This is a genomic window from Amycolatopsis sp. NPDC104587 (assembly GCF_055583645.1).
Map to the genome: position 1 here is coordinate 111,832 of NZ_JBVJNO010000014.1, position 22,512 is coordinate 134,343.

24 protein-coding genes and 1 riboswitch are annotated in these 22,512 nt (G+C 70.9%); of the genes, 12 read left to right on the top strand and 12 right to left on the bottom strand.

Annotation, left to right across the window (positions count from 1 at the left end):
- The first annotated feature begins 87 nt into the window (after positions 1-87).
- Positions 88-2,301, top strand: a complete 2,214-nt coding sequence (locus ACZ61C_RS36420) for a discoidin domain-containing protein (protein WP_465312452.1) — start codon at positions 88-90, stop codon at positions 2,299-2,301.
- Here the strand turns inward: ACZ61C_RS36420 and ACZ61C_RS36425 are convergent.
- Together ACZ61C_RS36425 and ACZ61C_RS36430 are read right to left on the bottom strand one after the other, a co-directional pair.
- Positions 2,203-3,723 (bottom strand): FAD-dependent monooxygenase, encoded by a 1,521-nt coding sequence (locus ACZ61C_RS36425; protein WP_465312453.1) that lies wholly within the window; start codon positions 3,721-3,723, stop codon positions 2,203-2,205. The genes ACZ61C_RS36420 and ACZ61C_RS36425 overlap by 99 nt on opposite strands.
- Complete coding sequence (locus ACZ61C_RS36430; RefSeq protein ID WP_465312454.1) at positions 3,720-4,682, bottom strand: MBL fold metallo-hydrolase; 963 nt, start codon at positions 4,680-4,682, stop codon at positions 3,720-3,722. Before ACZ61C_RS36430 ends, ACZ61C_RS36425 begins: the two co-directional genes overlap by 4 nt.
- A gap of 97 nt (positions 4,683-4,779) precedes the next feature.
- Here ACZ61C_RS36430 and ACZ61C_RS36435 point away from each other — a divergent pair, with 97 nt between their 5' ends.
- Positions 4,780-5,310 (top strand): MarR family winged helix-turn-helix transcriptional regulator, encoded by a 531-nt coding sequence (locus ACZ61C_RS36435; protein ID WP_465312455.1) that lies wholly within the window; start codon positions 4,780-4,782, stop codon positions 5,308-5,310.
- Here ACZ61C_RS36435 and ACZ61C_RS36440 read toward each other — a convergent pair.
- Positions 5,307-5,912 (bottom strand): GTP cyclohydrolase II, encoded by a 606-nt coding sequence (locus tag ACZ61C_RS36440; RefSeq protein WP_465312456.1) that lies wholly within the window; start codon positions 5,910-5,912, stop codon positions 5,307-5,309. The genes ACZ61C_RS36435 and ACZ61C_RS36440 overlap by 4 nt on opposite strands.
- A 163-nt stretch (positions 5,913-6,075) precedes the next feature.
- On the opposite strand from ACZ61C_RS36440, the gene ACZ61C_RS36445 reads away from it, so the two are divergent.
- Entirely contained in the window at positions 6,076-6,708 is a 633-nt protein-coding gene (locus ACZ61C_RS36445) for a LysE family translocator (RefSeq protein WP_465312457.1), read from the top strand.
- Positions 6,709-6,738: 30 nt separating this feature from the next.
- On the opposite strand, the gene ACZ61C_RS36450 is transcribed toward ACZ61C_RS36445, so the two are convergent.
- Positions 6,739-7,800, bottom strand: coding sequence for a cobalamin-independent methionine synthase II family protein (locus ACZ61C_RS36450; RefSeq protein WP_465312458.1), 1,062 nt, complete (start codon positions 7,798-7,800; stop codon positions 6,739-6,741).
- 289 nt (positions 7,801-8,089) lie between these two features.
- Here ACZ61C_RS36450 and ACZ61C_RS36455 point away from each other — a divergent pair, with 289 nt between their 5' ends.
- Positions 8,090-8,356, top strand: a complete 267-nt coding sequence (locus ACZ61C_RS36455; RefSeq protein WP_465312459.1) for a DUF3040 domain-containing protein — start codon at positions 8,090-8,092, stop codon at positions 8,354-8,356.
- Positions 8,357-8,371: 15 nt separating this feature from the next.
- Positions 8,372-9,397, top strand: a complete 1,026-nt coding sequence (locus tag ACZ61C_RS36460; RefSeq protein ID WP_465312460.1) for a DNA polymerase IV — start codon at positions 8,372-8,374, stop codon at positions 9,395-9,397.
- On the opposite strand, the gene ACZ61C_RS36465 is transcribed toward ACZ61C_RS36460, so the two are convergent.
- Positions 9,394-10,053 carry a TetR/AcrR family transcriptional regulator gene (locus tag ACZ61C_RS36465; RefSeq protein WP_465312461.1) on the bottom strand — a complete coding sequence of 220 codons (660 nt, stop codon included), beginning with the start codon at positions 10,051-10,053 and terminating at the stop codon, positions 9,394-9,396. The genes ACZ61C_RS36460 and ACZ61C_RS36465 overlap by 4 nt on opposite strands.
- Positions 10,054-10,139: 86 nt before the next feature.
- Here ACZ61C_RS36465 and ACZ61C_RS36470 point away from each other — a divergent pair, with 86 nt between their 5' ends.
- The 5 genes from ACZ61C_RS36470 (at position 10,140) to ACZ61C_RS36490 (ending at position 14,232) form a co-directional block, all read left to right on the top strand.
- Positions 10,140-11,030 (top strand): AurF N-oxygenase family protein, encoded by an 891-nt coding sequence (locus ACZ61C_RS36470; RefSeq protein ID WP_465312462.1) that lies wholly within the window; start codon positions 10,140-10,142, stop codon positions 11,028-11,030.
- A gap of 56 nt (positions 11,031-11,086) precedes the next feature.
- Entirely contained in the window at positions 11,087-11,749 is a 663-nt protein-coding gene (locus tag ACZ61C_RS36475; protein WP_465312463.1) for a hypothetical protein, read from the top strand.
- A complete protein-coding gene (locus ACZ61C_RS36480; RefSeq protein ID WP_465312464.1) occupies positions 11,746-12,228 on the top strand; it encodes a GNAT family N-acetyltransferase in 483 nt (160 codons plus the stop codon). The genes ACZ61C_RS36475 and ACZ61C_RS36480 overlap by 4 nt, the downstream gene beginning before the upstream one ends.
- A gap of 31 nt (positions 12,229-12,259) precedes the next feature.
- Positions 12,260-12,335: riboswitch (S-adenosyl-L-homocysteine riboswitch) on the top strand.
- A gap of 159 nt (positions 12,336-12,494) precedes the next feature.
- Positions 12,495-13,955 (top strand): adenosylhomocysteinase, encoded by a 1,461-nt coding sequence (ahcY, locus tag ACZ61C_RS36485; RefSeq protein ID WP_465312465.1) that lies wholly within the window; start codon positions 12,495-12,497, stop codon positions 13,953-13,955.
- Between the two features lie 121 nt (positions 13,956-14,076).
- Complete coding sequence (locus ACZ61C_RS36490) at positions 14,077-14,232, top strand: hypothetical protein (protein ID WP_247052228.1); 156 nt, start codon at positions 14,077-14,079, stop codon at positions 14,230-14,232.
- 286 nt (positions 14,233-14,518) lie between these two features.
- Here the strand turns inward: ACZ61C_RS36490 and ACZ61C_RS36495 are convergent, their stop codons facing one another.
- From ACZ61C_RS36495 to ACZ61C_RS36525, 7 genes are all read right to left on the bottom strand, one after another.
- Complete coding sequence (locus ACZ61C_RS36495; RefSeq protein ID WP_465312466.1) at positions 14,519-14,728, bottom strand: hypothetical protein; 210 nt, start codon at positions 14,726-14,728, stop codon at positions 14,519-14,521.
- 120 nt (positions 14,729-14,848) lie between these two features.
- Entirely contained in the window at positions 14,849-15,760 is a 912-nt protein-coding gene (gene ku, locus ACZ61C_RS36500) for a non-homologous end joining protein Ku (protein ID WP_465312610.1), read from the bottom strand.
- A gap of 85 nt (positions 15,761-15,845) precedes the next feature.
- The gene (locus ACZ61C_RS36505; RefSeq protein WP_465312467.1) at positions 15,846-17,072 is read right to left on the bottom strand and encodes a styrene monooxygenase/indole monooxygenase family protein; all 1,227 of its coding nucleotides are present in this window, start codon (positions 17,070-17,072) and stop codon (positions 15,846-15,848) included.
- Between the two features lie 19 nt (positions 17,073-17,091).
- The gene (locus ACZ61C_RS36510) at positions 17,092-17,712 is read right to left on the bottom strand and encodes a GTP-binding protein (RefSeq protein ID WP_465312468.1); all 621 of its coding nucleotides are present in this window, start codon (positions 17,710-17,712) and stop codon (positions 17,092-17,094) included.
- Positions 17,687-18,055 carry a DUF742 domain-containing protein gene (locus ACZ61C_RS36515; RefSeq protein ID WP_465312611.1) on the bottom strand — a complete coding sequence of 123 codons (369 nt, stop codon included), beginning with the start codon at positions 18,053-18,055 and terminating at the stop codon, positions 17,687-17,689. The genes ACZ61C_RS36510 and ACZ61C_RS36515 overlap by 26 nt, the downstream gene beginning before the upstream one ends.
- A 29-nt stretch (positions 18,056-18,084) precedes the next feature.
- On the bottom strand, positions 18,085-18,525 hold the full coding sequence (locus ACZ61C_RS36520; RefSeq protein ID WP_465312469.1) for a roadblock/LC7 domain-containing protein: 441 nt from the start codon (positions 18,523-18,525) through the stop codon (positions 18,085-18,087).
- The gene (locus ACZ61C_RS36525) at positions 18,522-19,754 is read right to left on the bottom strand and encodes a sensor histidine kinase (protein WP_465312470.1); all 1,233 of its coding nucleotides are present in this window, start codon (positions 19,752-19,754) and stop codon (positions 18,522-18,524) included. The genes ACZ61C_RS36520 and ACZ61C_RS36525 overlap by 4 nt, the downstream gene beginning before the upstream one ends.
- 348 nt (positions 19,755-20,102) lie before the next feature.
- Between ACZ61C_RS36525 and ACZ61C_RS36530 the strand changes: the two genes are divergently transcribed.
- Positions 20,103-20,768 (top strand): TetR/AcrR family transcriptional regulator, encoded by a 666-nt coding sequence (locus ACZ61C_RS36530; protein WP_465312471.1) that lies wholly within the window; start codon positions 20,103-20,105, stop codon positions 20,766-20,768.
- Positions 20,762-22,495 (top strand): ABC transporter ATP-binding protein, encoded by a 1,734-nt coding sequence (locus ACZ61C_RS36535; protein ID WP_465312472.1) that lies wholly within the window; start codon positions 20,762-20,764, stop codon positions 22,493-22,495. Before ACZ61C_RS36530 ends, ACZ61C_RS36535 begins: the two co-directional genes overlap by 7 nt.
- Positions 22,496-22,512 lie beyond the last annotated feature (17 nt).

Below are 22,512 nucleotides of genomic sequence, written 5' to 3' on the forward strand. Positions count from 1 at the left end.
ACCCGCCGCACCACCCGACACCGGCACGAGCTGTGGGGCTCACCCGGTCCCGTTCGCACGTCTTCCCCTCGAGCAGCAGGCAGGCAGATGAGATCAACGACGTTCTCCCCGGCACACCGTCTACTCGTCCTCACCACCACCCTCGTCACCGCACTCACCACGGCGGTGGTCGTCGGCTCCGCGCCGGCGCAAGCCGCCGCGTGCGGGAGCACCAACCTCGCGCAGGGCCGCACCGCGACCGCGTCCTCGACCGAGAACGGCGGGACACCCGCGTCCGCCGCGGTCGACGGCAACACCGGCACCCGCTGGTCCAGCGCGTTCAGCGACCCGCAGTGGCTCCAGGTCGACCTCGGCTCCGCGCAGCAGCTCTGCGACGTGGCGCTCACCTGGGAAGCCGCGTACGCGAAAGCGTTCTCCGTGCAGCTGTCCTCGGACGCGACCACCTGGACGACCGCGTACTCGACCACCACCGGCACCGGCGGCACGCAGACCGTCGCCCTCTCCGGCACCGCCCGCTACCTCCGGGTCAACGGCACCCAGCGGGCCACCGGCTACGGCTACTCGCTGTGGGAAGTCGCGGTGCACGGCACCGGCGGCGGGACGACCATCCCGCCGACCGACCCGCGCAACCCGGACCTCGGGCCGAACGTGTCGGTGTTCGATCCCTCGACGCCGGCGTCGACCATCCAGAACCGGCTGACGCAGATCGCGAACCAGCAGCACACGAACCAGTTCGGCAACGAGCGTTACGCCGTGCTGTTCAAGCCCGGGAACTACAACGCCGACGTCAACCTCGGCTTCTACGAGCAGGTGGCGGGCCTCGGCCTCTCCCCCGACGACGTCAACCTCAACGGCCACGTCCGTGTCGAAGCGGACTGGCTGCAGCAGGGTGACAACCCGGCCAACAAGGGCAACGCGACGCAGAACTTCTGGCGCTCCGCGGAAAACCTTTCGGTGACGCTGCCCGCCGGGCAGGTCGAGCGCTGGGCCGTCGCGCAGGCCGCGCCGTACCGCCGGATGCACCTCAAGGGCAGCCAGATCCAGCTGTGGAACGGCGGGGACGGCTGGGCCAGTGGCGGCCTGATCGCCGACAGCAAGATCGACGGGGTCGCCGTTTCCGGTTCGCAGCAGCAGTTCCTGACCCGCAACAGCGAGCTCGGCGGCTGGCAGGGCGGCGTCTGGAACATGGTGTTCGTCGGCTCGACGGGCACCCCGCCGGCGTCGTTCCCGAACCCGCCGGAGACCGTCGTCGGGCAGACGCCGGTGATCCGCGAGAAGCCGTTCCTCTACGTCGACGGCTCGGGCAGCTACAACGTGTTCGTGCCGGCGCTGCGGCAGAACTCGTCCGGCACGAGCTGGGGCCACGGCGCCCCGGCGGGTCAGTCGATCTCGCTGAGCGAGTTCTACGTCGCGCACCCGTCGGACTCGGCGGCGACGATCAACGCGGCGCTGGCGGCGGGCAAGAACCTGCTCGTCACGCCGGGTGTGTACCACCTCGACCAGGCGCTGAACGTCACGCGCCCGGACACCGTGGTGCTCGGCCTCGGTCTCGCGACGCTGCAGCCGACCAACGGCACCGCGGCGATTACGACGTCCGATGTGGACGGGGTGAAGATCGCCGGGCTGCTGATCGACGCCGGCGCGGTGAACTCGCCGGTGCTGGTGCAGGTCGGCCAGCCGGGGTCGAACGCCAACCACACGGCCGACCCGACGTCGCTGCACGACGTGTTCTTCCGGATCGGCGGCGCGGCCGTCGGGAAGGCCACGCAGACGCTGGTGGTCAACTCGAACAACGTCATCGGCGACCACATGTGGCTCTGGCGCGGCGACCACTCGAACGGCGTCGGCTGGAACGTCAACACCGCGGCGAACGGCCTGGTCGTCAACGGCGCGAACGTGACGATGTACGGCCTGTTCGTCGAGCACTACCAGCAGTACGAGGTGCTCTGGAACGGCAACGGCGGCCGGACGTACTTCTTCCAGAACGAAATGCCGTACGACCCGCCGGACCAGGGGTCCTGGTCCAGCGGCGGCGGCCGGCAGGGCTGGGCCGCGTACAAGGTGGCCGACTCGGTGACCAGCCACGAAGGGTGGGGCCTGGGCAGCTACTGCTTCTTCAACACCAACCCGTCCATTGTGGCCAGTCACTCCTTCGAGGTGCCGAACAACGGCGGGGTCCGGTTCCACAACCTCGTTTCCGTGTCACTCGGTGGTGTCGGCACGATCGCGCACGTCATCAACGACTCGGGTGACGCCGCGAACACCGGGCACCAGGTGAGCCCGCTGGTCAGCTACCCGTAACACCGCGGCGACGTACGCGTCCGGGCGGACCAGCCAGGCTTCGCCCGGACGCGCACCGAGCGCCCCGCCCACCGGGACCTCAACCGACCGGGCTCCCTCGGCGGTCACCCCGGGGGTCGTGAGCAGCAGAAACCCCTGCCGGGCGAGGTCGCGCACCCGGCCACCCGGGACGGTCATGTCCGGCAGCAGCACCCCCGGCCCCGGCGGCGGCAGGGCGCCACGCGGCGGCCGGCCGCCGAACGGGCGCGACGGGTCCGGTGTGGTCAGGGGGGAGTCGGCGTACCAGAACGGTTCGGCGAGCCGTCCCGAGTCGACCTCGGCGTGCCCACCCCCGGCCAGCACCCGGTCACGGCGGGCGCGCCGCGCTTCGTCCTGGGGCACCAGGAAGTCCATCGTCGCCGTGGTCACCTCGGCGTTCTCCACCGCGGCCGCGTGCCGCTCGGTGTGGTAGCTCTCCAGCAGCTCCTCCCCCGCCAGCCCGCGCAGGACCCAGGCCAGCTTCCACGCCGCGTTCTCCGCGTCGGCCACCCCCGAGTTGAGCCCCCGGGCCCCGAACGGCGCGACCAGGTGGGCGCAGTCCCCCGCCAGCAGGACCCGCCCGGCGCGCATCCGCTCGACCAGGCGCGTGTGGAACCGGTACACCGAGCGCCAGACGACCTCGTACGGCCGGTCGCCGAGGATCGCCCGGATCCGCCGGTCCAGCGCCCCGCCGGTCTCCTCGGCGGCGAGGTCGTAGTCCGCCGGCACCTGCCAGTCGATGCGGAACTGCGAGCCGGGGCACGGGTGGATCAGCACCTGGCGGCCGGGGTTCCACGGCGGGTCGAACCAGAACCGGCGCTCCGCCGCCCAGCCCGGCAGGTCGGCGCGGATGTCGCAGATCAGGAACAGGTCCCGGAAGGACATTCCGTCGAGGTGCAGCCCGAGGGCCTTCCGCACGACGTCGCCGCGGGCGCCGGTGGCGGCGACCGCGTAGTCGGCCTCGATCCGGCGCGGCCCGTCCTTCGTCGCGCACTCGATCACGACGTTCCCCGGCTGGGTCAGCCCGGTGACGCGGTGGCCGCGGCGGACGTCGATCAGCGGCTGGGCGGCGATCAGCTCGTCGAGGACCTCCTCGACCCGGGCCTGCGAGAGGTTGACGAACGGCGGCAGCGCCGAGCCGCCGTCCGGCAGCTTCAGCGAGAACAGCTCCCGGTCGCGGTGGAAGGTCCGCGCGGTCGTCCAGGTGAGGCCCTCCTCGGCGAGGCAGCCCGCGCCGAGCGACGCCCAGACGTCCAAAGTGTCCCGTTGCTGGCAGATGGCCTTGGACCCCACAGGGTCGCGCACCTCGTGCTCGTCGACGAGCACCACCGGCACGCCCCAGCGCGCGAGCAGCAGCGCGGCCGTCTGGCCGACCGGGCCGCTGCCGAGGACGGCGACCGTCATCCTTGCAGCTGGTCCCAGACTTCGCGGTCGCGCTCGGCGGTCCAGATCACCGGACGCTCCACTCCGGACAGCTCGTCCCACAGCCGGGAGACGTCGAAGGGCAGGCAGTGCTCGAAGATCGGCCACTGCCCGTACTGGTCCACCAGCGCCGCGTGGGTGCGCTCGAAAGCGTCCTTGAGTGTGCCGCCGGCGTCGCGGGCCGCGCCGACCTCGCGGATCATCGTGGTCAGGAAGTGCCGGGTCTGCGTGATCGCGGCGTCGACGGCTTCCTTGCCGCGGCTCACACCCCCGCGGCCGCCGATGAGCACCTCGGCGCCGAACGCCGCGACAGTGTCCAAAGTGGACGACGACCACTCGCGGTGGAACGCGTCGCCGGTGTAGAGCGCGGCTTCGGCCTCGACGAGGTCGCCGGCGTAGAGGATCTTCTGCCGGGGCAGCCAGGCCACGAGGTCGCCTTCGGTGTGGCCGCGCCCGCAGTACTGCAGCACCAGGTCGCCGCGGTCGCCACCGAGGTCGATGGTGAGCCGGTCGGAGAAGGTGAGCGTCGGCCAGGTCAGGCCCGGCACCGACTCGGCGGCCTTCGCCAGCCGCGGCATCCGGCCGAACTCGCTGGCCCAGTCCTCCTTGCCGCGCTCGGCGACCAGGGCGCGGGTGTTCTCGTGGGCGACGATCACCTCGGCGTCGAACGCCGAAGCGCCGAGCACCCGCACCGCGTGGTAGTGGCTCAACACCAGGTAGCGCACGGGTTTGTCGGTGTGCTCACGCAGTTTCGCCAGCCACTCGCGCGCGGCGACCGGCGTCGCGAGCGCCTCGAAGCAGACAAGGAAGTCCTCACCCTCGATCGCGCCGATGTTCGGATCACCTTCCGCGGTCAGCGCGTAGACGCCGTCGGCGAGCACCTCGAGGGTCTGCGCCTTCTCCGCGAGGTCGGCCGAAGAGGCGAAGGCTTTCTTCGTCATGACGAGCACTCCTTGATCGTCAAAGGTTTGACTATCTGCCCGTCAGGCTAGCCCGCCGGACGGCCGCGCGGAACCCCTCGTCCCCTAACCTGAGCCCATGACCGACCGACCGGCCGACCTCGACTACCTCTCGTTCGTCGACTACGCGATCGGGAAGACGCAGGCCGAGCTGCCCACGACCGACCCGGTGGCGATGCGCCTCGGCCTGACGCTGCACCGGCTGACCGGCGCGCTGGTCTACGACTGGGAGTCGACGGTGCACCGCCCGCGCGGCCTGAGCTGGGGCGGGTTCCGGGTGCTGTTCGTGCTCTGGCTGGCGGGCCCGCTCGAGTCCCGCCACGCGGCGCGACTGGCCGGCATGAGCCGCGCGGCGGTGTCGGCGCTGGTCAAGACCCTGGAGCGCGATGGAATGGTGACCCGCACCCAGGTGCCGACCGACCGCCGGGCGGTCGAGCTGGCGCTGACGGAAACGGGCCACACGGCGGTGACCGACGCTTACCAGGCCCATAACGAGCGAGAGCAAGCCTGGGCGGCGTCACTCACGCCGTCGGAGCAGACGGTCCTGATCGGACTGCTGGAGAAACTGACCACGGGCCCGGCGGCCGCGGCGGCTCAGCGACTCGCTTAGCTGGCCAGCCCGGGCAGGGTGTGCCCGGTCTGCTCGGCCTTCGCCCGGAGGTACCGCACGTTGTTCTCGGTGGCGAAAACCCCGGTCGCCACCTGACCACGCACCAGAATCCCGGCGGCCTTGAGCTGCGCGGCCTTGTCGGGGTTGTTCGACAGCAGGTCGATTTCCCGCACACCGAGAGCGTCGAGCATCTGCGCGGCGACGGTGTAGTCGCGAGCGTCTTCGGGCAGTCCGAGCGCGGCGTTCGCGGCGTAGGTGTCGAGCCCGCCGTCCTGGAGCGCGTAAGCGTCGAGCTTGTTGTAGAGCCCGATCCCCCGGCCTTCCTGCCGCAGGTAGAGCAGGTAACCCCCGACCTCGGAGATCTTCTCGACAGCCTCCGCCAGCTGCGGCCCGCAGTCACAGCGCGCGGACCCGAAGACGTCCCCGGTCAGGCACTCGGAGTGCGGCCGCACGAGCGGCACGTCCCCAGGCGTCCCCAGGACGAAGGCGAGGTGCTCACCATCGTCGGCCAGCCCCCGGAAGGTGACGGCCTCGGCGTCGACCGCGAGGCCGCCGTCGAACCGGAGCGGGATCCGCACCCGCGTCCGCACCTCAGCCACCATGCCCGCACCCCTGGTCTCGCCCACAAGATCGACCCTACCGGAAGTTGAGCGTCGAACTTTCGGGTCGGGTCGCACGTCATTGGGGCCAACACGGGGTGGCCGGTGGATCTTCCCGGGTTGAGCGGGAGGTCACGAAATCCGGCGCGGGTCGTATCCTTCGGCCATGATCCCCGGTGCCACCGCCGCTTCGTTCCTGCTGGTCGTAGTCCTCGGCGCGATGTCCCCCGGACCCGACTTCGTCGTCGTGACCCGGACCTCCCTCACCGGCGGCCGCCGGGCCGGGATCGCCGCCGGGGCCGGGATCGCGCTCGGGGTCTTCGCCTGGGTCGTCGCCATCGCGCTCGGTGTTGCCGCCGTGCTCACCGCTTCGGCCGTCGCCTTCAGCGTCGTGAAGCTGGTCGGGGCCGCCTACCTCGTGTACCTCGGCGTCAAAGCCTGGCTCGCCGTGCGCCGCGGGGAGTACCGGGATCTGCGAAGCGACAAACCGACCACCTCGCTCAACGCCGTCGCCGCCTTCCGGCAGGGGTTGTTGACCAACCTGCTCAACCCCAAGGTCGCCGTCTACTTCCTCGCGCTGCTCCCCCAGTTCCTACCTGCCGACGGCTCCACCCTGCAGACGCTCGAGCTCGCCGTCATCGCCACCGCCGGCACCGTGCTCTGGTTCGCCACCCTCGCCCTCGTCGTCGGGGCGCTCAAGCGGTTCTTCGCCGACGGGCGCGTCCGGCGGGGGCTCGACGCCGTGCTCGGCAGCGTTCTCGTCGCGCTCGGGGTCAAAGTCGCCGCCGAAACGGCGTGAGGGCCCGCCGGAACGGGCCCTCACTCACCGTCAGCCCAGCTTTTCCGCCGCCAGGCGGGTGCCCTCGACGCGTGCCTTGATCTTCGCGAACGCGATGTCGCGCGAGGTCGACGTGTCGTCGGCGAACGGGGAGAACCCGCAGTCGTCGCAGGTGCCCAGGCGCTCGGCCGGGAGGAACTTCGCCGCCGTGAGGACGCGGTCGCGGACCTCCTCCGGGGTCTCCACCCGCGGGTCGATCGGGTCGATCACGCCGACGAACACCCGCTGGTCGGCCTTCAGGTTGTCCGCGATGACCCGCAGCGCGCGCTCCGGCTCGGCCTCGCTGGCCAGCTGGACGAAGAAGCGCCCGGCCTTCAGGTCGAACAGCGTCGGGAGCAGGTCCGCGTAGTCGACGTCGAGGCTGTGCACGGAGTCCTGGTCGCCACCCGGGCAGGTGTGGACGCCGATCTTCGCGCGCTCCTCCGCCGTGAAGCGGTCGAGCACCGCGTTGTTGAGGTCGACGAACTGCCGCAGCAGCCCGCCCGACGGGTCCAGCTTCAGCGAGAGCCGGCCCTCGGTGAAGTCGATCTGCACACTGTCCGCGCCGGCGTCGAGGCTGCGCCGGATGTCCGCCTCGGCCTCGTTCACGAGGTCGGCGACGAACTGCTCCTGGGTGTAGCCGTCGATGCCGTCGGCCGGGTAGATCAGCGAGACCGCCGAAGCGGCGATCACGGCCTGCTTGACCGGCTTGCCGGTGAGCGCTTTCGCACGGCTCAGGTACTCGTCCGCGTGGGTGGCGTAGCGGAACGGGCCCGCGGTCAGCCGCGGCAGCTGCCGGGTGTGGCCGTCGGCGAACGGGATCACGACCCCGTCGGGCGCCAGCGCGGTCAAGCCGGCCAGCGGGTACGTCGCGAAGCTCGGCTTGCCCTGCTCGCCGTCGGTCAGCACCGGCGAGCCGGTTTCCTCGAGCCGGGTGATCGTGTCGGCCAGCGCGCGGCTTTCGAGGTCCGCGAGCGCGGCGGCGTCGATCCGCCCGGCGGCGAACTCGCCGAGGCCCGCGACGAGGTAGTCGGGGCGGGGAATGCTGCCGATCGGCTCGGTGGGCAGGGTCATCAAGTCCTCCAGCTGCTCGAAGGTCCTGACCGGTCCCCCGGGCGCGAAGCAGGAGCCGGCCACCCGTCCCCAACGGCCGCCCCCCACGGGACGTCCCCTCCGTCGTCCGGGCCTCGACCGGCCACGTTCAGGGGGCAACGTAACGTGTCCGGTACCGGTTACGGAGCGCAGATCACCCGTACGGCGCAGTGAAAAGCATAAAATGAGAAGGCATTCGGCGGTTCGTCCGCGCGACGATTGGGTATTCGCTCTGGCGATACGGCGGGTTCGGCGCCGAAGGAGTACCCCGATGCTCAGTCACCACGAACGCACCGAGCTCGAGAAGATCGAGCGCAGTCTCGAATTCAGCGACCCCGACCTGGCCACCGCCCTGCGTGAGGGCAGGCGGCGCCGGAAGCCGCGCGCCCTCCGCACCGCCCTGCTGATCGCCCTCGACGTCATCGCCGTGACGTTCCTCGTCGTCGGGCTGATCCTGCCCGACCCCGGGGTCACGCTGTGCGGGATCCTCGCCCTCACCGGCGCCGTCTGGACCCACGTGGCGCGCCACCGCGTCTGAGGCGAGACTGGGCCCGTGAAGTGGGTCCTGCACGTCGACCTCGACCAGTTCATCGCCGCGGTCGAGATCGCCCGCCGCCCCGAGCTGCGCGGGAAGCCCGTGGTCGTCGGCGGCGCCGGGGACCCCACCGAACGCGCCGTCGTCGCGACCGCGTCGTACGAGGCGCGCGCGTTCGGGATCCAGTCGGGCATGCCGCTGCGGATCGCGGCGAAACGCTGTCCCGACGCCGTTTTCCTGCCGAGCGACCCGCCCGCCTACCTCGAGGTGTCGGAGCGCGTGATGGCGGCGCTGCGGGAGTTCCCGGTCGTCCTCGAGGTGCTGGGCTGGGACGAGGCGTTCGTCGGCGCCGAGACCGACGACCCGGAGGCGCTCGCGGCCGCGCTCAAGGAGGCGGTGGCCGCCGAGACCGGGCTGTCCTGCGCGGTCGGCATCGGGGACAACAAGCTGCGGGCCAAGCTCGCCACCGGGTTCGGCAAGCCGGGCGGGATCTTTCGGCTGACGCGGGAGAGCTGGTGGGACGTGATGGCCGAGCGCCCGACCGACGCGCTGTGGGGCATCGGCGGCAAGACGGCGAAGAAGCTCGCCGAGCTGGGCATCACGACGGTGCTCGACCTGGCCGGCGCCGAGGCGGCGGCGCTGGCCGCGCGGTTCGGCCCGAAGACCGGTCCGTGGCTGCGCCTGCTCGGCGGCGGCATCAGCGACGCCGAGGTCAGCGCGACACCGTACGTGGCCCGCTCACGCAGCCGCGAGACGACCTTCCAGCGCGACCTGACGGACCCGGCCGAGATGGCGGCGGAGGTGTCGGTACTGGCGAAGCGCGTCACGCAGGACGTCCTCGAGGAGGGCCGGCCGGCGGCGCGGGTTGCGGTGAAGGTCCGGTTCGCGCCGTTCATGACACACACGCACAGCATCACCCTGCCCGAGCCGACGTCGGACGCCACCGAGATCGACCGGGCCGCGCGCGAGGTGCTCGGGATGTTCGAGCTGACCCGGGCGGTGCGGCTGCTGGGTGTCCGGGCCGAGTTCCCGCGCGAAGACTAGAGCTCGTCCGGGAGCGGCAGCGGCCGGTCCGGGTCCAGCTCCACCCCGCCCGCCCGCAGCGTGTGGTCGAGCATCGCCCAGATCGTGCCGGTCAGCTGGTCGGTCAGCTGGGCCAGGCTGAGCGCGCCCGGGTGGTCGAGCCAGCGGGTCGTCGCCGACTCGACGTAGCCCACCAGGCCGAACGCGATCGTGTCCGCCGGCGCCGGGTCCAGGCCGAACGCCGCCAGGTAGCCGGTGAACAGGCGGCTCAGGTGCCGCGCGATCGTGCCGCGGACGTCGGTGGCGGTCACCGGCGCGCCGGGCAGCGTGCGGGCCAGGTAGCGGTGCAGGTGGGCGTGCTCGGTCAGCCAGCGCAGGTGCGTCGAGATCACCGTGGAGATCATCCCGTTGGGCGACCCTTCGGGGTGCCAGAGCGGCCGGAGCTCCGCCGTGACCAGCTCCGCGGCCCGTTCGGCGATCGCGCGCTGGAGGTCGGCCGCGCCGTCGAAATGCCGGTACAGGCGGGTGCGGGCGACGCCGGCGCGCTCGGCGATCTGCTCGGTCGAGACGTCCGGGCCGTGCTCGGCGATGGCCGCGAGCGCGGCGTCGACGAACTCCACGCGCCGCCGTTCCTGCTGCCCGGCCCAGCGCGCCGCCCGTCCGTCGACCTTGGTCACGGCGGAAGCCTACTCACGGCGCGCCGGGCGGTGTACGCTGCCGAAGTAGCTAGTACACCGCGTACCCCCTACTTTCGGAGGCCGCCATGGGCGTCGAGGCCCAGGACCGGGACGTCACCGCGGCCCGCCTGCTGAAGAGCTCCGCGAAGAACTCCTACGACCCGTACGTCGACATCGACTGGGCCGCCCCGCTCGCCGAGGGCAAGGCGTACATGCCGCTCGAGCGCGTCTCCCTCTACGGCACCGACCTCTGGGCGAAGCTGACGCCCGAGCAGCGGATCGAGCTGTCCAAGCACGAGATCGCCAGCATCATGAGCGTCGGCCTGTGGTTCGAGATCGTGCTGATGCAGCTGCTCGCCCGGTACGTCTTCGACCTCGACGCGCGCACCGAGCACGCTCAGTACGCCATGACCGAGATCGGCGACGAGACCCGGCACTCGGTGATGTTCGCTCGCACCGCCGACCGGCTCGGCGTCCCGCGCTACGGCGTCCCGCAGGTCGTGCACCGCGCGGCGAAGGTGTTCGGCGCGACCGCCGCCGGGCCGTCGATGTTCGCCAGCGTGCTGGTCGCCGAGGAGACCACCGACCGGCTGCAGCGCTCGATGATGGACGACGACGGGATCCAGCCACTGATCCGGTCGGTCAACCGTATCCACGTCGTCGAGGAGGCTCGGCACGTCCGGTTCGCCAAGGAAGAAGTGCTGCGGGAGACGCCGAACCTGTCGAAGGCGGCCCTGCAACGCCATCGGCTGCGGACCGCGCTCGTCGCCTACGGCGTCATCGACAGCATGGTCGACCCGCGGGTCTACCGGAGCGTCGGGATCCCCGCGCGCGAGGGCCGGGCGGCAGCGCTGGCGAACCCGCACTTCCACGAGACACGGCGCTGGATGGCCGCGAAGATCGTGCCGTTCCTGCGCGAGACGGGGCTGATCGGCGGCCGCTCCGAAGGCATCTGGCGGCGCGCGCACCTCGTCTGAGAGCCAACCGGAAAAATCCCGTCCCACCGGCGGACCGGGTCCGCCACTATTGCCGGGTGACCGAAGAAACCCCGCTCGGACCGGCGGTTCCCCCGCGCCGCCCGCTGCTCGCCCGCCCGGTCGCCACCGGCCTGATCGGGGTCCTCGCCGGCGCGTTCCTGGTCGGGGTGCCCTGGCTGGTGCTCAGCCTCTTCGGGGACGAGCCGAACGCCCGGGAGCTGACCGCGCCCGCCACCCTCGGCGGGCTGACCCGCGCGCAGGACGCGATCGCGAAGGTCGACAAGGTCCGGGGTCAGGCCCAGATCGACCGCGTCGGCAAGACCGACCGCGAGACGGGCAACCGCGTGTCGGCGGCCTACGACGGCGCGGGCGCCGTGGTGCAGCAGTATCAGGACGACCGGCTGCTGCGGTCGTTCCAGCTGATCGCCGTGCGTGCCTCCTCGCCGGAGCTGTTCGCCCCGTTCGAGGACGTCCAGGCCCTCGGGGTGGCCAAGCCGAGCACCGAGCTGGTGAGGATCGGCGACGTCGGGTGCCTGGTGCACAACGACCCGGCCGCGCCCGGCTCCACCCCGGACCCGGACCGCTCGTTCGTGCTGAGCTGCCAGCGCACCGGCCCCGGCCTGACCGTCACCGTGCGGAGCCTGGCCACCGAAGGCAACCACGACCCACGGGAGCCGGCCGGGGTCGTCGAGCAGGCATGGCAAGAGCTCAGCGCATGACGACCGTGCGACTCGCCCGCGCCGACGACGAGGCCGTGCTCGCGAAGCTCGACGAGCGCACCTGGACGACGGCGGTGTCCCCCGCTCCCCCGCCGCCGCCCGGCACGCCGTTCTTCGGCGACGGCACCCGGCCGGAGAACGTCCTCGTCGCCGAGCACGACGGCGCGGTCGCCGGGTACGTCCGGCTCGACGCGGGCTTCCCCATCGCCGCCCACCGGCACGTGCTGGTGGTCGGCGGGCTCGCCGTCGACCCGGACCGGCGCCGGCTCGGCATCGCGCGCCGGCTCGTCGACGCCGCCGTGGCCGAGGCCCGCCGGCGGGGCGCCCGGAAGCTGACGCTGCGCGTGCTCGGCCACAACACCGCCGCACGCCGGCTCTACGAGCGCTGCGGGTTCACCGTCGAAGGGGTGTTGCGCGCGGAATTCCACGTCGACGGCGAGGACGTCGACGACGTTCTCATGGCGTGCGTGCTCGCTTGACAGCTTCCCGGCGGTTTTGCCATCCTGGTCGCGGGCCGAGAGGCGCTGCGACGGAATCCTTTCCGCCACGCTCGGCCCGGACCACGACCCAAGGGCGCCTCCTTCACGGGAGGTGCTCTTTTTTGTTGCGCGGACTCAGGCCCACAGCCCTCGGCGGCCACGCCTAGCTCCAGCCCCGCACCCGTCCCGGCACCAGCGTGCCGCGATCAGTGCTGCCCTTTTCCGTTTTTTCCATCCCGAAACGCCGATTCCGGAGTGACCGAAGAATGAGCGAGAAACTGCAGAACCGCAACGGCCTCGACTTCGCCGTCGCCGACCTCGCGCTGGCCGACGCCGGCCGCACGCAGCTGCGGCTGGCCGAGCACGAGATGCCCGGCCTGATGGCGATCCGCCGCGAGTACGCCGCGACGCAGCCGCTGAAGGGCGCCCGCGTCGCCGGGTCGCTGCACATGACCGTCCAGACCGCCGTGCTCATCGAGACCCTGGTCGCGCTCGGCGCCGAGGTGCGCTGGGTGTCGTGCAACATCTTCTCCACCCAGGACGAGGCCGCCGCCGCGGTCGTCGTCGGCCCGGAGGGCACCGTCGACGCCCCGGCCGGCACGCCGGTGTTCGCGTGGAAGGGCGAGACGCTCGAAGAGTACTGGTGGTGCACCGACCAGCTCTTCGCGTTCTCCGGCGGCCAGGCGCCGAACATGATCCTCGACGACGGCGGCGACGCCACCCTGCTCGTCCACAAGGGAGTCGAGTTCGAGGCGGCCGGCGCGGTGCCGCAACCGTCCGAAGAGGACCCGGAGGAGTACCGGATCGTCCTGGAGACCCTGCGTGCCAGCCTGGCCGCCGACGGTGACCGCTTCACCCGGATGGCCAAGGAGATCCGCGGGGTCACCGAGGAGACGACCAACGGCGTCAAGCGGCTCTACAAGCTCGCCAAGGACGGCGAGCTGCTCTTCCCGGCGATGAACGTCAACGACTCGGTGACGAAGTCCAAGTTCGACAACAAGTACGGCATCCGGCACTCCCTGGTGGACGGGATCAACCGGGCCACCGACGTGATGATCGGCGGCAAGCGGGTCCTCGTCTGCGGGTACGGCGACGTCGGCAAGGGCGCGGTCGAGGCGCTGCGCGGCCAGGGCGCCCGCGTCGCGGTCACCGAGATCGACCCGATCTGCGCGCTGCAGGCGGCGATGGACGGCCTCGACGTCGTCGAGCTCGAAGACGTCGTCGCCACGTCCGACATCTTCATCACCACGACCGGGAACTTCGGCATCATCTCCGCGGACCAGATGCGCCGCATGAAGCACAACGCGATCGTCGCGAACGTCGGGCACTTCGACAACGAGATCGACATGGCGGGGCTCGCGAAGCTGCCCGGCGTCGTGAAGAACGAGATCAAGCCGCAGGTGCACGAGTGGACGTTCCCGGACGGCCACGCGATCATCGTGCTCTCCGAGGGCCGCTTGATGAACCTCGGCAACGCGACCGGCCACCCGTCGTTCGTGATGTCGAACTCCTTCACCAACCAGGCGATCGCGCAGATCGAGCTGTTCGCCAAGCCCGGCGAGTACGCCACCGACGTCCACCGGCTGCCCAAGCACCTCGACGAAAAGGTCGCCCGCCTGCACCTCGACGCCCTCGGTGTGAAACTCACCAAGCTGTCGAAGGCCCAGGCGGAGTACATCGGCGTGGACGTCGAAGGCCCGTACAAGCTCGACCACTACCGGTACTGAGCGGAAGTTGCTCCATTTGCCGCAGTTTGGCATCCCGCGAAACTGGCCATCCTCCGAACGAGAGCGCATCCGCCCGGACGGCACGGAGCCGGGCCGGGTCTCGTGCGAAGGAGAGTGTCAAGTGATCGTCCTCGGTGTGATTCTGCTGGTCATCGGGTTCATCGTCGGTATCCCGGTGCTGTACACCATCGGCATCGTGCTCGCGGTGGCCGGCGTTGCGCTGGCCATTCTCGGCGGCACCGGCCGCAAGATCGGCGGCCGCGCGCACTGGTACTGATCCCGTGACCCCCGGCCCGGCCCGGTCAGCGCTTCCGCTGACCGGGCCGGGCCTTTCGGCGTTTCCGGGGCGGAGGTGAAAACCGCTGTGGAAAATAAAGGGTCCTCCGGCTCCGAGGGGGAGGGAGAGCCGAAGGACCTCGTTAGTGTTAGCACATCGCCAAGCCCGTGTACACAGCTGCATACACGATCGGGTTACGTTCCTGACGCCTTCCTGACACCGTGAAGACCTCCCCGGCGGACGGCAAAGCCCGGCGGGAAGGCCTTCACGGATCCTGGCGGGAGGCTCAGGAAACCTGGCGCAGCAAGGGTTCTTCCGGCGCGGCCGCGCACGCGCAGCCGCCGCCGACGGTGTGGCAGTCGACGATCAGCCCGTGCCGGACGCGGTCGGGGTCCCCGCAGGCCGGATCCGCGCATTCGGTGAATCCGCCTTCCGGGTGGACCACCAGCGTCCCGTGGCAGTGGTCGATCCCCGCGTCACAAGAGGCGCACTCCATGACCGGCCCGCCTTTCCGCGATCGGTGTGCTCGCACCTCTTGGTACCACCGGGAAGCGGACGGGCCCGGCATCGGGACGGCGTGTCGGCACAACCACCCGACCGGGATCGCGACAGTGGTTCAGGCGGACTTCGGCGCCCGCTTGCGAGCCGCCGGCTTCTTTTTCGCCGGCTTCTCGTCCTCATCGGACTCGTCCCCGGCGGTGTCCGATGTGGCCTTGGCGGTCGTCTTGGCCGCGGCCTTCGCCGGCTCGCGGGACTTCTTCGCCGCGTCCACACTGGCCTGCAGCGCGGCCATCAGGTCGACGACGTCGGCCTTGGCGGTGACCGCCGCTGGCTTGGTCGTCTCCTCCCCCGCGACCTTCGCCTCGATCATCTCCTCGAGGGCCTCGCGGTAGTGGTCGCGGTACTTGTCCGACTCGAACACCGGCTCGGCCAGCGAGTCGATCAGCGAGCCCGCCATCGACAGCTCCTGCGGCCGGATCTGCGGCGGGTCGTCCCGCAGGAACGGGAAGTCCGGTTCGCGGACCTCGTCCGGCCACAGCATCGTGGTCATCACCAGCACGTCGGAGTGCACCCGCAGCACCGCCATGCTCTCCCGCTGCCGGACGGCGACCTTCGCGACGGCCACCTGACCGGCCTTGTGCAGCGCGTCGCGCAGCACGATGTACGGCTTCACCGCGTTCTTCTGCGGCTCCAGGTAGTACGTGCGGTCGTACTGGATCGGGTCGATCGACTCCAGCGGCACGAACTCCAGGACGTCGATCGTGCGCTGCGAGGACAGCGGCAGCTCGGCCATCTCGGCGTCGGTGATCACCACCATCTCGCCGTCGGGCAGCTCGTAGCCCTTGGCGATCTCGGCGTACGGCACTTCCTGGCCGTCGATCGTGCAGAACCGCTTGTACTGGATCCGCCCGCCGTCGGCCTCGTGCACCTGCCGGAGCGAGACGTTCTTGTTCTCGGTGGCCGCGTACATCTGGATCGGGATGGACACCAGCCCGAACGACACCGAGCCCTTCCACATCGCCCGCATGCCCCGCACCTCCGAGATCGCCTTCACGCTACGTAGTTACCGTAGCCCGAATCGTCCCCCGGCGACAGTGCACCGCACCGGCGATCTAGACCTCTGCCAGGTACTTCTCCCAAAGTGCCGGATCCAGGAACCAGTGTTGGAAGTCCGTGGGATCCGTGAAACCGTTGGCGAACCGCTTCGCGACCGCGGGGTTCTGACCGGCGACGCCGAGGATCTGGAGCACGTGCGGGGGCGGCGGCAGGAGCAACGCGTTCGTCCATTCGGTGACGTGCCGGGCGTACTCCCAGTAGCGCTCGAAAGTCGCGTCCATCCACTCCGCGTCGAACGGCCGGTCACCGCGCTCCACGATCGCGTCCAGGTAGGTCGCCGCGCAGTGGCTCGCGTTGTTCGAGCCCTGGCCGGTGATCGGGTCGTTCGCCACGACGACGTCGGCCATGCCCAGCACGATCGCCCCGCCGGGCAGGGTGCCGACCGGCCGGCGCACCACCGGCGTGTAGCCGCCCGCGAGCGTCGCCTTCGGGTCGGTCAGCTCGGCGTCGCGGCAGCGCTCGTACTCCCACGGCACGAACTGCCGCATCAGGTCGAGGATGCGCGTGAAGTGCTCGGCCGGGGCCGGGCGGTCGTCGAAGCAGTCGAGCGGGCCGCCGGGCACCCCCTCGAAGAAGAGGATGTCGCAGTTCCCGCTGAGCGTGTGCGCGGGGATCATGAACAGCTCGCCGACCCCGGGCACGATGTTGAACCGCACCGCCTGCTTGTCCGGGTGCTCCGGCCGCGGGCGCACGCCGTGGGCGTAGGCGAGCGAGAGCGCGCGCATCGGCTTCGTGTACGGCGACCGCTCGGGCACGCGGTCGAACAGCTGGACCAGCTCGCCCTTGCCGGCCGAGATGATCACCAGGTCGTACAGCCGGGCCAGCGCGTCCAGCTCGGAGGTCATCACGCCGTGGATGACGAGCTTGCCGCCGCGGTCTTCGAACAGCTCCAGCCAGCCCGCCATCTTGACGCGCTGGTCGACCGACTGCGCGATCTCGTCCAGCTCGGCGAACCAGTCGAGCGCGCGGCCGCCGTCGGGCGCGGCCACCGAGACGCCGAGGCCCTCGACGTCGACGGTCTCGGACTCCCACAGGTTGATCCCGAGGTCCCGCTCGTGCTGCAGCGCGTCGTGGAACATGCACTGCGTCGACATCACGCGCCCGTGCCGGATCTCCTCCGGCGTCCGCGCGGACATCACGGTGACGTCGAAGTCCTTCGCCAGCAGCCCGAGGGCCAGCTGCAGCCCGGACTGCCCGGCGCCGACGATCAGAACCCTGCGCATGAAGCTCGTTCTCCTCTGTTCAGGCGTGCGGGGCGCTGCCGGCGAGCTCGCGCGGGCCCGACAGCACGGCGAGCGACAGCGTGTGGCCGACCAGCTCGGTCAGGGTGGCGATCGTCGACGCGCGGTCGCGCGCGTCGCAGGTCACCAGCGGGACGGCCGGGTCGAGGGCGAGCGCGTCGCGCACCTCGTCGAGGTCGTGCACCGGCTTGCCCTCGAACTGGTTGACCGCGACGACGAACGGCAGCTCGGAGTCGTTCTCGAAGTAGTTGATCGCCGCGAACGACTCGTCGATCCGGCTGGTGTCGACCAGCACCACGGCGCCGAGCGCGCCGCGGCTCAGGTCGTCCCAGAGGAACCAGAACCGCGCCTGCCCCGGCGTGCCGAACAGGTACAGCAGCAGGTCCGGGCGCAGCGTGATCCGGCCGAAGTCCATCGCGACGGTCGTCGTCGACTTGCCGCCGGGCGGGATGTCGTCGACCCCTTCCCCGGCTTCGGTCATCCACGCCTCGTTGCTCATCGGCGGCACTTCCGACACCGCGCCGACGAACGTGGTCTTGCCGACACCGAAGCCCCCGGCGACGACGATCTTCGCGGAGATCGTCAGCAGATCGCCCTCAGGCGGGGAGCCGCTTGAGCCCATCAAGGATCCTCTCGAGCACGTTGGTGTCGTGGTGGTAGGCGTGCGCGGTGGGGTGGACGAACACCGCGCCCTGCGAGGCGAGGTCGCCGATGAGCACCCGCACCACACCCAGCGGCAGGTCCAGCCCGACCGACAGCTCGGCGATCGAGCACCGGGTCCGGGCGCGTTCGTAGAGCGAGCGCGACTCGGGCATGAGCGTGTCGCTCAGCGCCGGGTCGTACCGCGGGACCGACACGAGCGTCTCCACCAGCAGCTGGTGGCGGGTGCTGGTGCGGCCACCGGTGAGCGCGTACGCCCGGATCCGGCGGCTGCGCCGCGGCAAGGCGGTGTCCTTCTCGGACACGGGAACCACATCCTTGTCGGGCACGCTGATCACACCTTCGGCCGGCGCGCGGTGAGCACCTGGCGCAGTTCGGCGCGCACCTCGGGGGTGAGCGCGTGACCGGCGTTGGTGATGAACTGGGTCATCTCGTAGGCGACCACCTTCATGTCCGCCTCACCCGAGGTGAGCACCGCGAGCCCGGCGCCGGACCCGATGCCCATGAAGAGGAAGTAGCCGTGGGTGAGCCGGATGATGATCTGCTCGCACGCGCCCTTGCCGAACAGCGCGGCGCTGTTGCCGGCCAGCGACAGCAGGCCGCTGGCAATGGCCGCGAGCTGCTCGGCCTCGGCTTCGGCGACCGAGTCGGACGCGGTGAGCGGGAAGCCGTCCACGCTCATGATCAGCGCGTGGCTGACGCCGTGGACCTTGCGGACGAAGTCGTCGAGCAGCCAGGCGAAGTTCGCCGGGGCCGAGGGGTGGGGGGCGCTCACGAGGCGGTTCCTCCGGGCGTCTCGTCCTGCCGGGTGCGGTTGTTCTCGGCGAGCGCCGCCTGCTCGCCGTCGGCGAACGCGCCGAGGTCGGCGAGCAGCTGCTCGTGGCCCGAGGCGGCCGGCGCCGCGGGCGGTGGCGGCTCGGGCGCGGCGCCGCGGATGCTGCCCGGCACCCGGCGCGGCAGGCCGTTGGCGGTCATCCCGCCGGAGACCTGCTCGACCGGCCGGGGTCGCGGGGTGGGCTTGCGCGGCGCCGGGGCCGGCTCCTCCCGGGGGAAGGCGCCCGGACGGCGGCGCGGCAGCGTGCCGACGGCGACCGGCTCGCCGTTCGCGCCGGGCTCGGCCGGTTCGGCGGTGACGGTGCGGGTGCCCGACCACGCGTGTTCGGCGAGCTCGGTGACGATGCCGGTGGGCAGCAGCACGGTCGCCACCGTGCCGTGCGGGCTGCGCCGGTCGAGCCGCACGGTGACCCCGTGGCGGCCGGCGAGCCGGGCGACCACGGCGAGGCCCATGTGCCGCGCGGCGGCGTCGTCGAGGTCGCCCCCGGCGGCCAGCCGCGCGTTGAGGCCTTCGACGCGGTCGGCGGGGATGCCGATGCCCTCGTCCTCGATCCGGACGAGCACGCTGCCCTGTTCGGTCAGGTGCGCGCTGACGTTCACCGGCGAGCTCGGCGACGACTGGTTGGCGGCGTTGTCGAACAGCTCCGCCAGCACCCGGCCGAGGTCTTCCGCGGCGAAGCCGACGATGCCGAGGTTGACGACCCGGCCGATGGTGATCCGCGCGTAGTGGTCGATCGAGGACATCGCCTCGCGCATCAGGTCGAGCACCGAGGTGGCGCGGGCGGCGTCGTCGGCGGTGTCCTGCCCGGCCAGCACGCGCAGGTTCTCGGCGTTGCGGCGCAGCCGGGTGGCGAGGTGGTCGAGCTGGTAGAGCTCGGCGAGGCGGTGGTGGTCCTCCTCGCCCTGTTCGAGCTCCTCCAGCCGGGCCAGGAGCTGGTCGAGCAGGTTGAGGTCACGCAGGGCGACGCTGGCGCAGATCTCGGCCAGCACGGCCTCGTCGGCCGGCGCCGCGACCGCCTCGACGGGCGGCAGCGCGGTGATCGCCGGGCCCGCCACGGGCGGGTGCCCCGGGTGCTTCGGCGGCGCGGTGAGGTACTGCGCCGCGGCGACCCGCGAGCGGTCCAGCAGGACGCGTGATCGATCCAGGAGCTCCCGGGCCCGGCTGGCCATGTGGTCCCACTTCTTCCTTGCTCAGGTGCGGAAACGGTGCACTGCGCCGACCCCCGGGCGGCGATGCCGGACATGGAAGCAGAAAGCTTCGACAGATGTCCACAGCCGGTTCCCGCGCGAACGCGGGCTGTGAGCGTGATTTCGGAGCGTCGCCGCTGGTGAGCGCAGCGGACTAGGCCAATCGGACCAATTTTGCAAGTTGCGGGTCACAACGGAGCGCACACGGCGGCCGATATCGCAGCTGACGGGGGTTCGCACGCCGGAATCCCGGCCGTGTCCGGTTCGTCCCAAACTTGCGGGGCACGCAACTTTTTGCGTGGCACGCAAGTTTTTCGCTACACTGCGTGCATGTCGCCGGACGGACCCCCGAAGCTCACGCTGCGGGAGCGCAAGAAGCGCGAAGCCCGCCGCGCGCTGGCGCAGGCCGCGTTGCGGCTCGCACTGGACCGCGGGATGGAGAACGTGCGGGTCGAGGACATCGCCACCGAGGTCGGCGTCTCGCCCCGCACATTCAACAACTACTTCTCCAGCAAGGAGCAGGCGGTCTGCTCGATGGTCGTCGACCGCCACGAGGGGATGCGCGAAGCCCTGCTCGCCCGGCCCGAGGGCGAGCCGCTCTGGGAGTCCGTCAAGCAGGCCGTGATCGAGCAATATTCGCGTGAGGGCGAGCCGGATCGCGCGTATGTTGCGCGTATCCGGGAGCTGATGGGCCAGCTGATGCTGCGCGGCGAGTTCCTGAACGCCCACGCGGCGGTCGAACGCGTCCTCGCCGAGACCATCGCGAAGCGGGCGGGCGGGGCGGACCACCTGCTGTGCCGGCTGATGGCCTCCTCGGTGGAAAGCGCCGTCCGCGTCGCCTTCGTCAACTGGTTCATGACCGAAGGCGAGCCGTTCCTGCCCACCCTGGAACGGCTGCTCGACGAGCTGGCCACGGGGATGCCCACCCTGACCGGCGGCACCGCACCGAATCCCGGACCGAACACCACCACCGCACTGGGGGAACCGTTGTGCTAGTGAAGCTCCTGCGCAGTCACCTGCGCCCGTACAAAGCGACGTTGTGGGTGATCGTCGTCCTGCAGCTCGTGCAGACGGTCGCCATGCTCTACCTGCCGACGCTGAACGCCGACATCGTCGACAACGGGCTGATCAAGGGCGACATGGACTACATCCTGCGCGTCGGCGCGATGATGCTGGCCATCACGCTCGCCCAGATCGCCGGCTCGATCGGCGCGGTGTACTTCGGCGCGCGCACGGCGATGGCGATCGGCCGCGACATCCGCGCCGGCGTCTTCCACCGGGTGCAGGACTTCTCCGCGCGCGAGGTCGGCCAGTTCGGCACGCCGTCGCTGATCACCCGCACCACCAACGACGTCCAGCAGATCCAGATGCTGGTGCTGATGACGCTGACGCTCATGGTGTCGGCGCCGATCATGTGCGTCGGCGGCATCATCCTGGCGCTGAACCTCGACGTGCCGCTCTCCTCGCTGCTTCTGGTGATCGTGCCGGTGCTGGCGGTGGCCGTCGGCACGATCATCACCAAGATGCGCCCGGCCTTCCGGCTGATGCAGGAGCGGATCGACAAGATCAACCAGATCCTGCGCGAGCAGATCATGGGCATCCGCGTCATCCGCGCGTTCGTCCGCGACAAGCATGAGCGTGAGCGCTTCGACGTCGCCAACGACGCGCTGCTCACCGTGTCGCTGCGGGTCGGGCGGCTGATGGCGCTGATGTTCCCGATCGTGATGCTGGTGATGAACGCCTCCAGCGTCGCGGTGCTGTGGTTCGGCGGGCAGCGCATCGACTCCGGCAGCATGCAGATCGGCGCCATGACGGCGTTCCTGTCCTACCTGCTGCAGATCCTGATGTCGGTCATGATGGCCACCTTCATGTTCATGATGGTGCCGCGCGCGGAGGTCAGCGCCGAGCGGATCACCGAGGTGCTGGACACCGAGTCCAGCGTCCGCCCGCCGGTGACGCCGATCCGGCCCGGCACGGTGCACGGGCACCTCGAGCTCTCCGGCGTCGAGTTCCGCTACCCCGGCGCGGAAAAGCCGGTGCTGTGCGACATCTCGCTGATCGGGCGGCCGGGTGAGACCACCGCGGTCATCGGGTCGACTGGCACCGGGAAGACCACGCTGCTCAACCTGATCCCGCGGCTGATGGACGCCACGCAGGGCACGGTCAAGGTGGACGGCGTCGACGTCCGCGACCTCGACCCGGCCGTGCTCGCGCGCGCGGTCGGGCTGGTGCCGCAGAAGCCTTACCTGTTCGCCGGCACGGTGGCGAGCAACCTGCGGTACGGCAACCCGGACGCCACCGACGAAGAGCTGTGGCACGCGCTGGAAGTGGCGCAGGGCAAGGACTTCGTCCAGGCGATGGCCGAGGGCCTGGAGTCGCCGATCGCCCAGGGCGGCACGAACGTCTCGGGCGGGCAGCGGCAGCGGCTCGCGATCGCCCGGATGCTGGTGCACAAGCCGGGGATCTACCTCTTCGACGACTCGTTCTCCGCGCTCGACTACGCGACCGACGCGGCCCTGCGCCGCGCGCTGGTGCCGGAAACCGCCGACGCCACGGTGGTCATCGTCGCGCAGCGGGTCAGCACGATCCGGGGTGCCGACCGGATCATCGTCCTCGACGAGGGCCGCGTCGTCGGCACCGGCACCCACCACGAGCTCTTCGACGGCAACGAAACCTACCGCGAGATCGTGCTGTCCCAGCTGACCGAACAGGAGGCGGCGTGATCGAGCTTGCGAGATCA

Coding starts and splice junctions, on each gene's coding strand:
- ACZ61C_RS36510 (WP_465312468.1), bottom strand. CDS start 17,712: ATGGGCTCAAGCGGCTCCCCGCCTGAGGGCGATCTGCTGACGATCTCC.
- ACZ61C_RS36440 (WP_465312456.1), bottom strand. CDS start 5,912: ATGGTGGCTGAGGTGCGGACGCGGGTGCGGATCCCGCTCCGGTTCGAC.
- ACZ61C_RS36455 (WP_465312459.1), top strand. CDS start 8,090: ATGCTCAGTCACCACGAACGCACCGAGCTCGAGAAGATCGAGCGCAGT.
- ahcY (WP_465312465.1), top strand. CDS start 12,495: ATGAGCGAGAAACTGCAGAACCGCAACGGCCTCGACTTCGCCGTCGCC.
- ACZ61C_RS36530 (WP_465312471.1), top strand. CDS start 20,103: ATGTCGCCGGACGGACCCCCGAAGCTCACGCTGCGGGAGCGCAAGAAG.
- ACZ61C_RS36495 (WP_465312466.1), bottom strand. CDS start 14,728: ATGGAGTGCGCCTCTTGTGACGCGGGGATCGACCACTGCCACGGGACG.
- ACZ61C_RS36420 (WP_465312452.1), top strand. CDS start 88: ATGAGATCAACGACGTTCTCCCCGGCACACCGTCTACTCGTCCTCACC.
- ACZ61C_RS36445 (WP_465312457.1), top strand. CDS start 6,076: ATGATCCCCGGTGCCACCGCCGCTTCGTTCCTGCTGGTCGTAGTCCTC.
- ACZ61C_RS36470 (WP_465312462.1), top strand. CDS start 10,140: ATGGGCGTCGAGGCCCAGGACCGGGACGTCACCGCGGCCCGCCTGCTG.
- ACZ61C_RS36435 (WP_465312455.1), top strand. CDS start 4,780: ATGACCGACCGACCGGCCGACCTCGACTACCTCTCGTTCGTCGACTAC.
- ACZ61C_RS36450 (WP_465312458.1), bottom strand. CDS start 7,800: ATGACCCTGCCCACCGAGCCGATCGGCAGCATTCCCCGCCCCGACTAC.
- ACZ61C_RS36505 (WP_465312467.1), bottom strand. CDS start 17,072: ATGCGCAGGGTTCTGATCGTCGGCGCCGGGCAGTCCGGGCTGCAGCTG.
- ku (WP_465312610.1), bottom strand. CDS start 15,760: ATGCGGGCGATGTGGAAGGGCTCGGTGTCGTTCGGGCTGGTGTCCATC.
- ACZ61C_RS36480 (WP_465312464.1), top strand. CDS start 11,746: ATGACGACCGTGCGACTCGCCCGCGCCGACGACGAGGCCGTGCTCGCG.
- ACZ61C_RS36430 (WP_465312454.1), bottom strand. CDS start 4,682: ATGACGAAGAAAGCCTTCGCCTCTTCGGCCGACCTCGCGGAGAAGGCG.
- ACZ61C_RS36425 (WP_465312453.1), bottom strand. CDS start 3,723: ATGACGGTCGCCGTCCTCGGCAGCGGCCCGGTCGGCCAGACGGCCGCG.
- ACZ61C_RS36525 (WP_465312470.1), bottom strand. CDS start 19,754: ATGGCCAGCCGGGCCCGGGAGCTCCTGGATCGATCACGCGTCCTGCTG.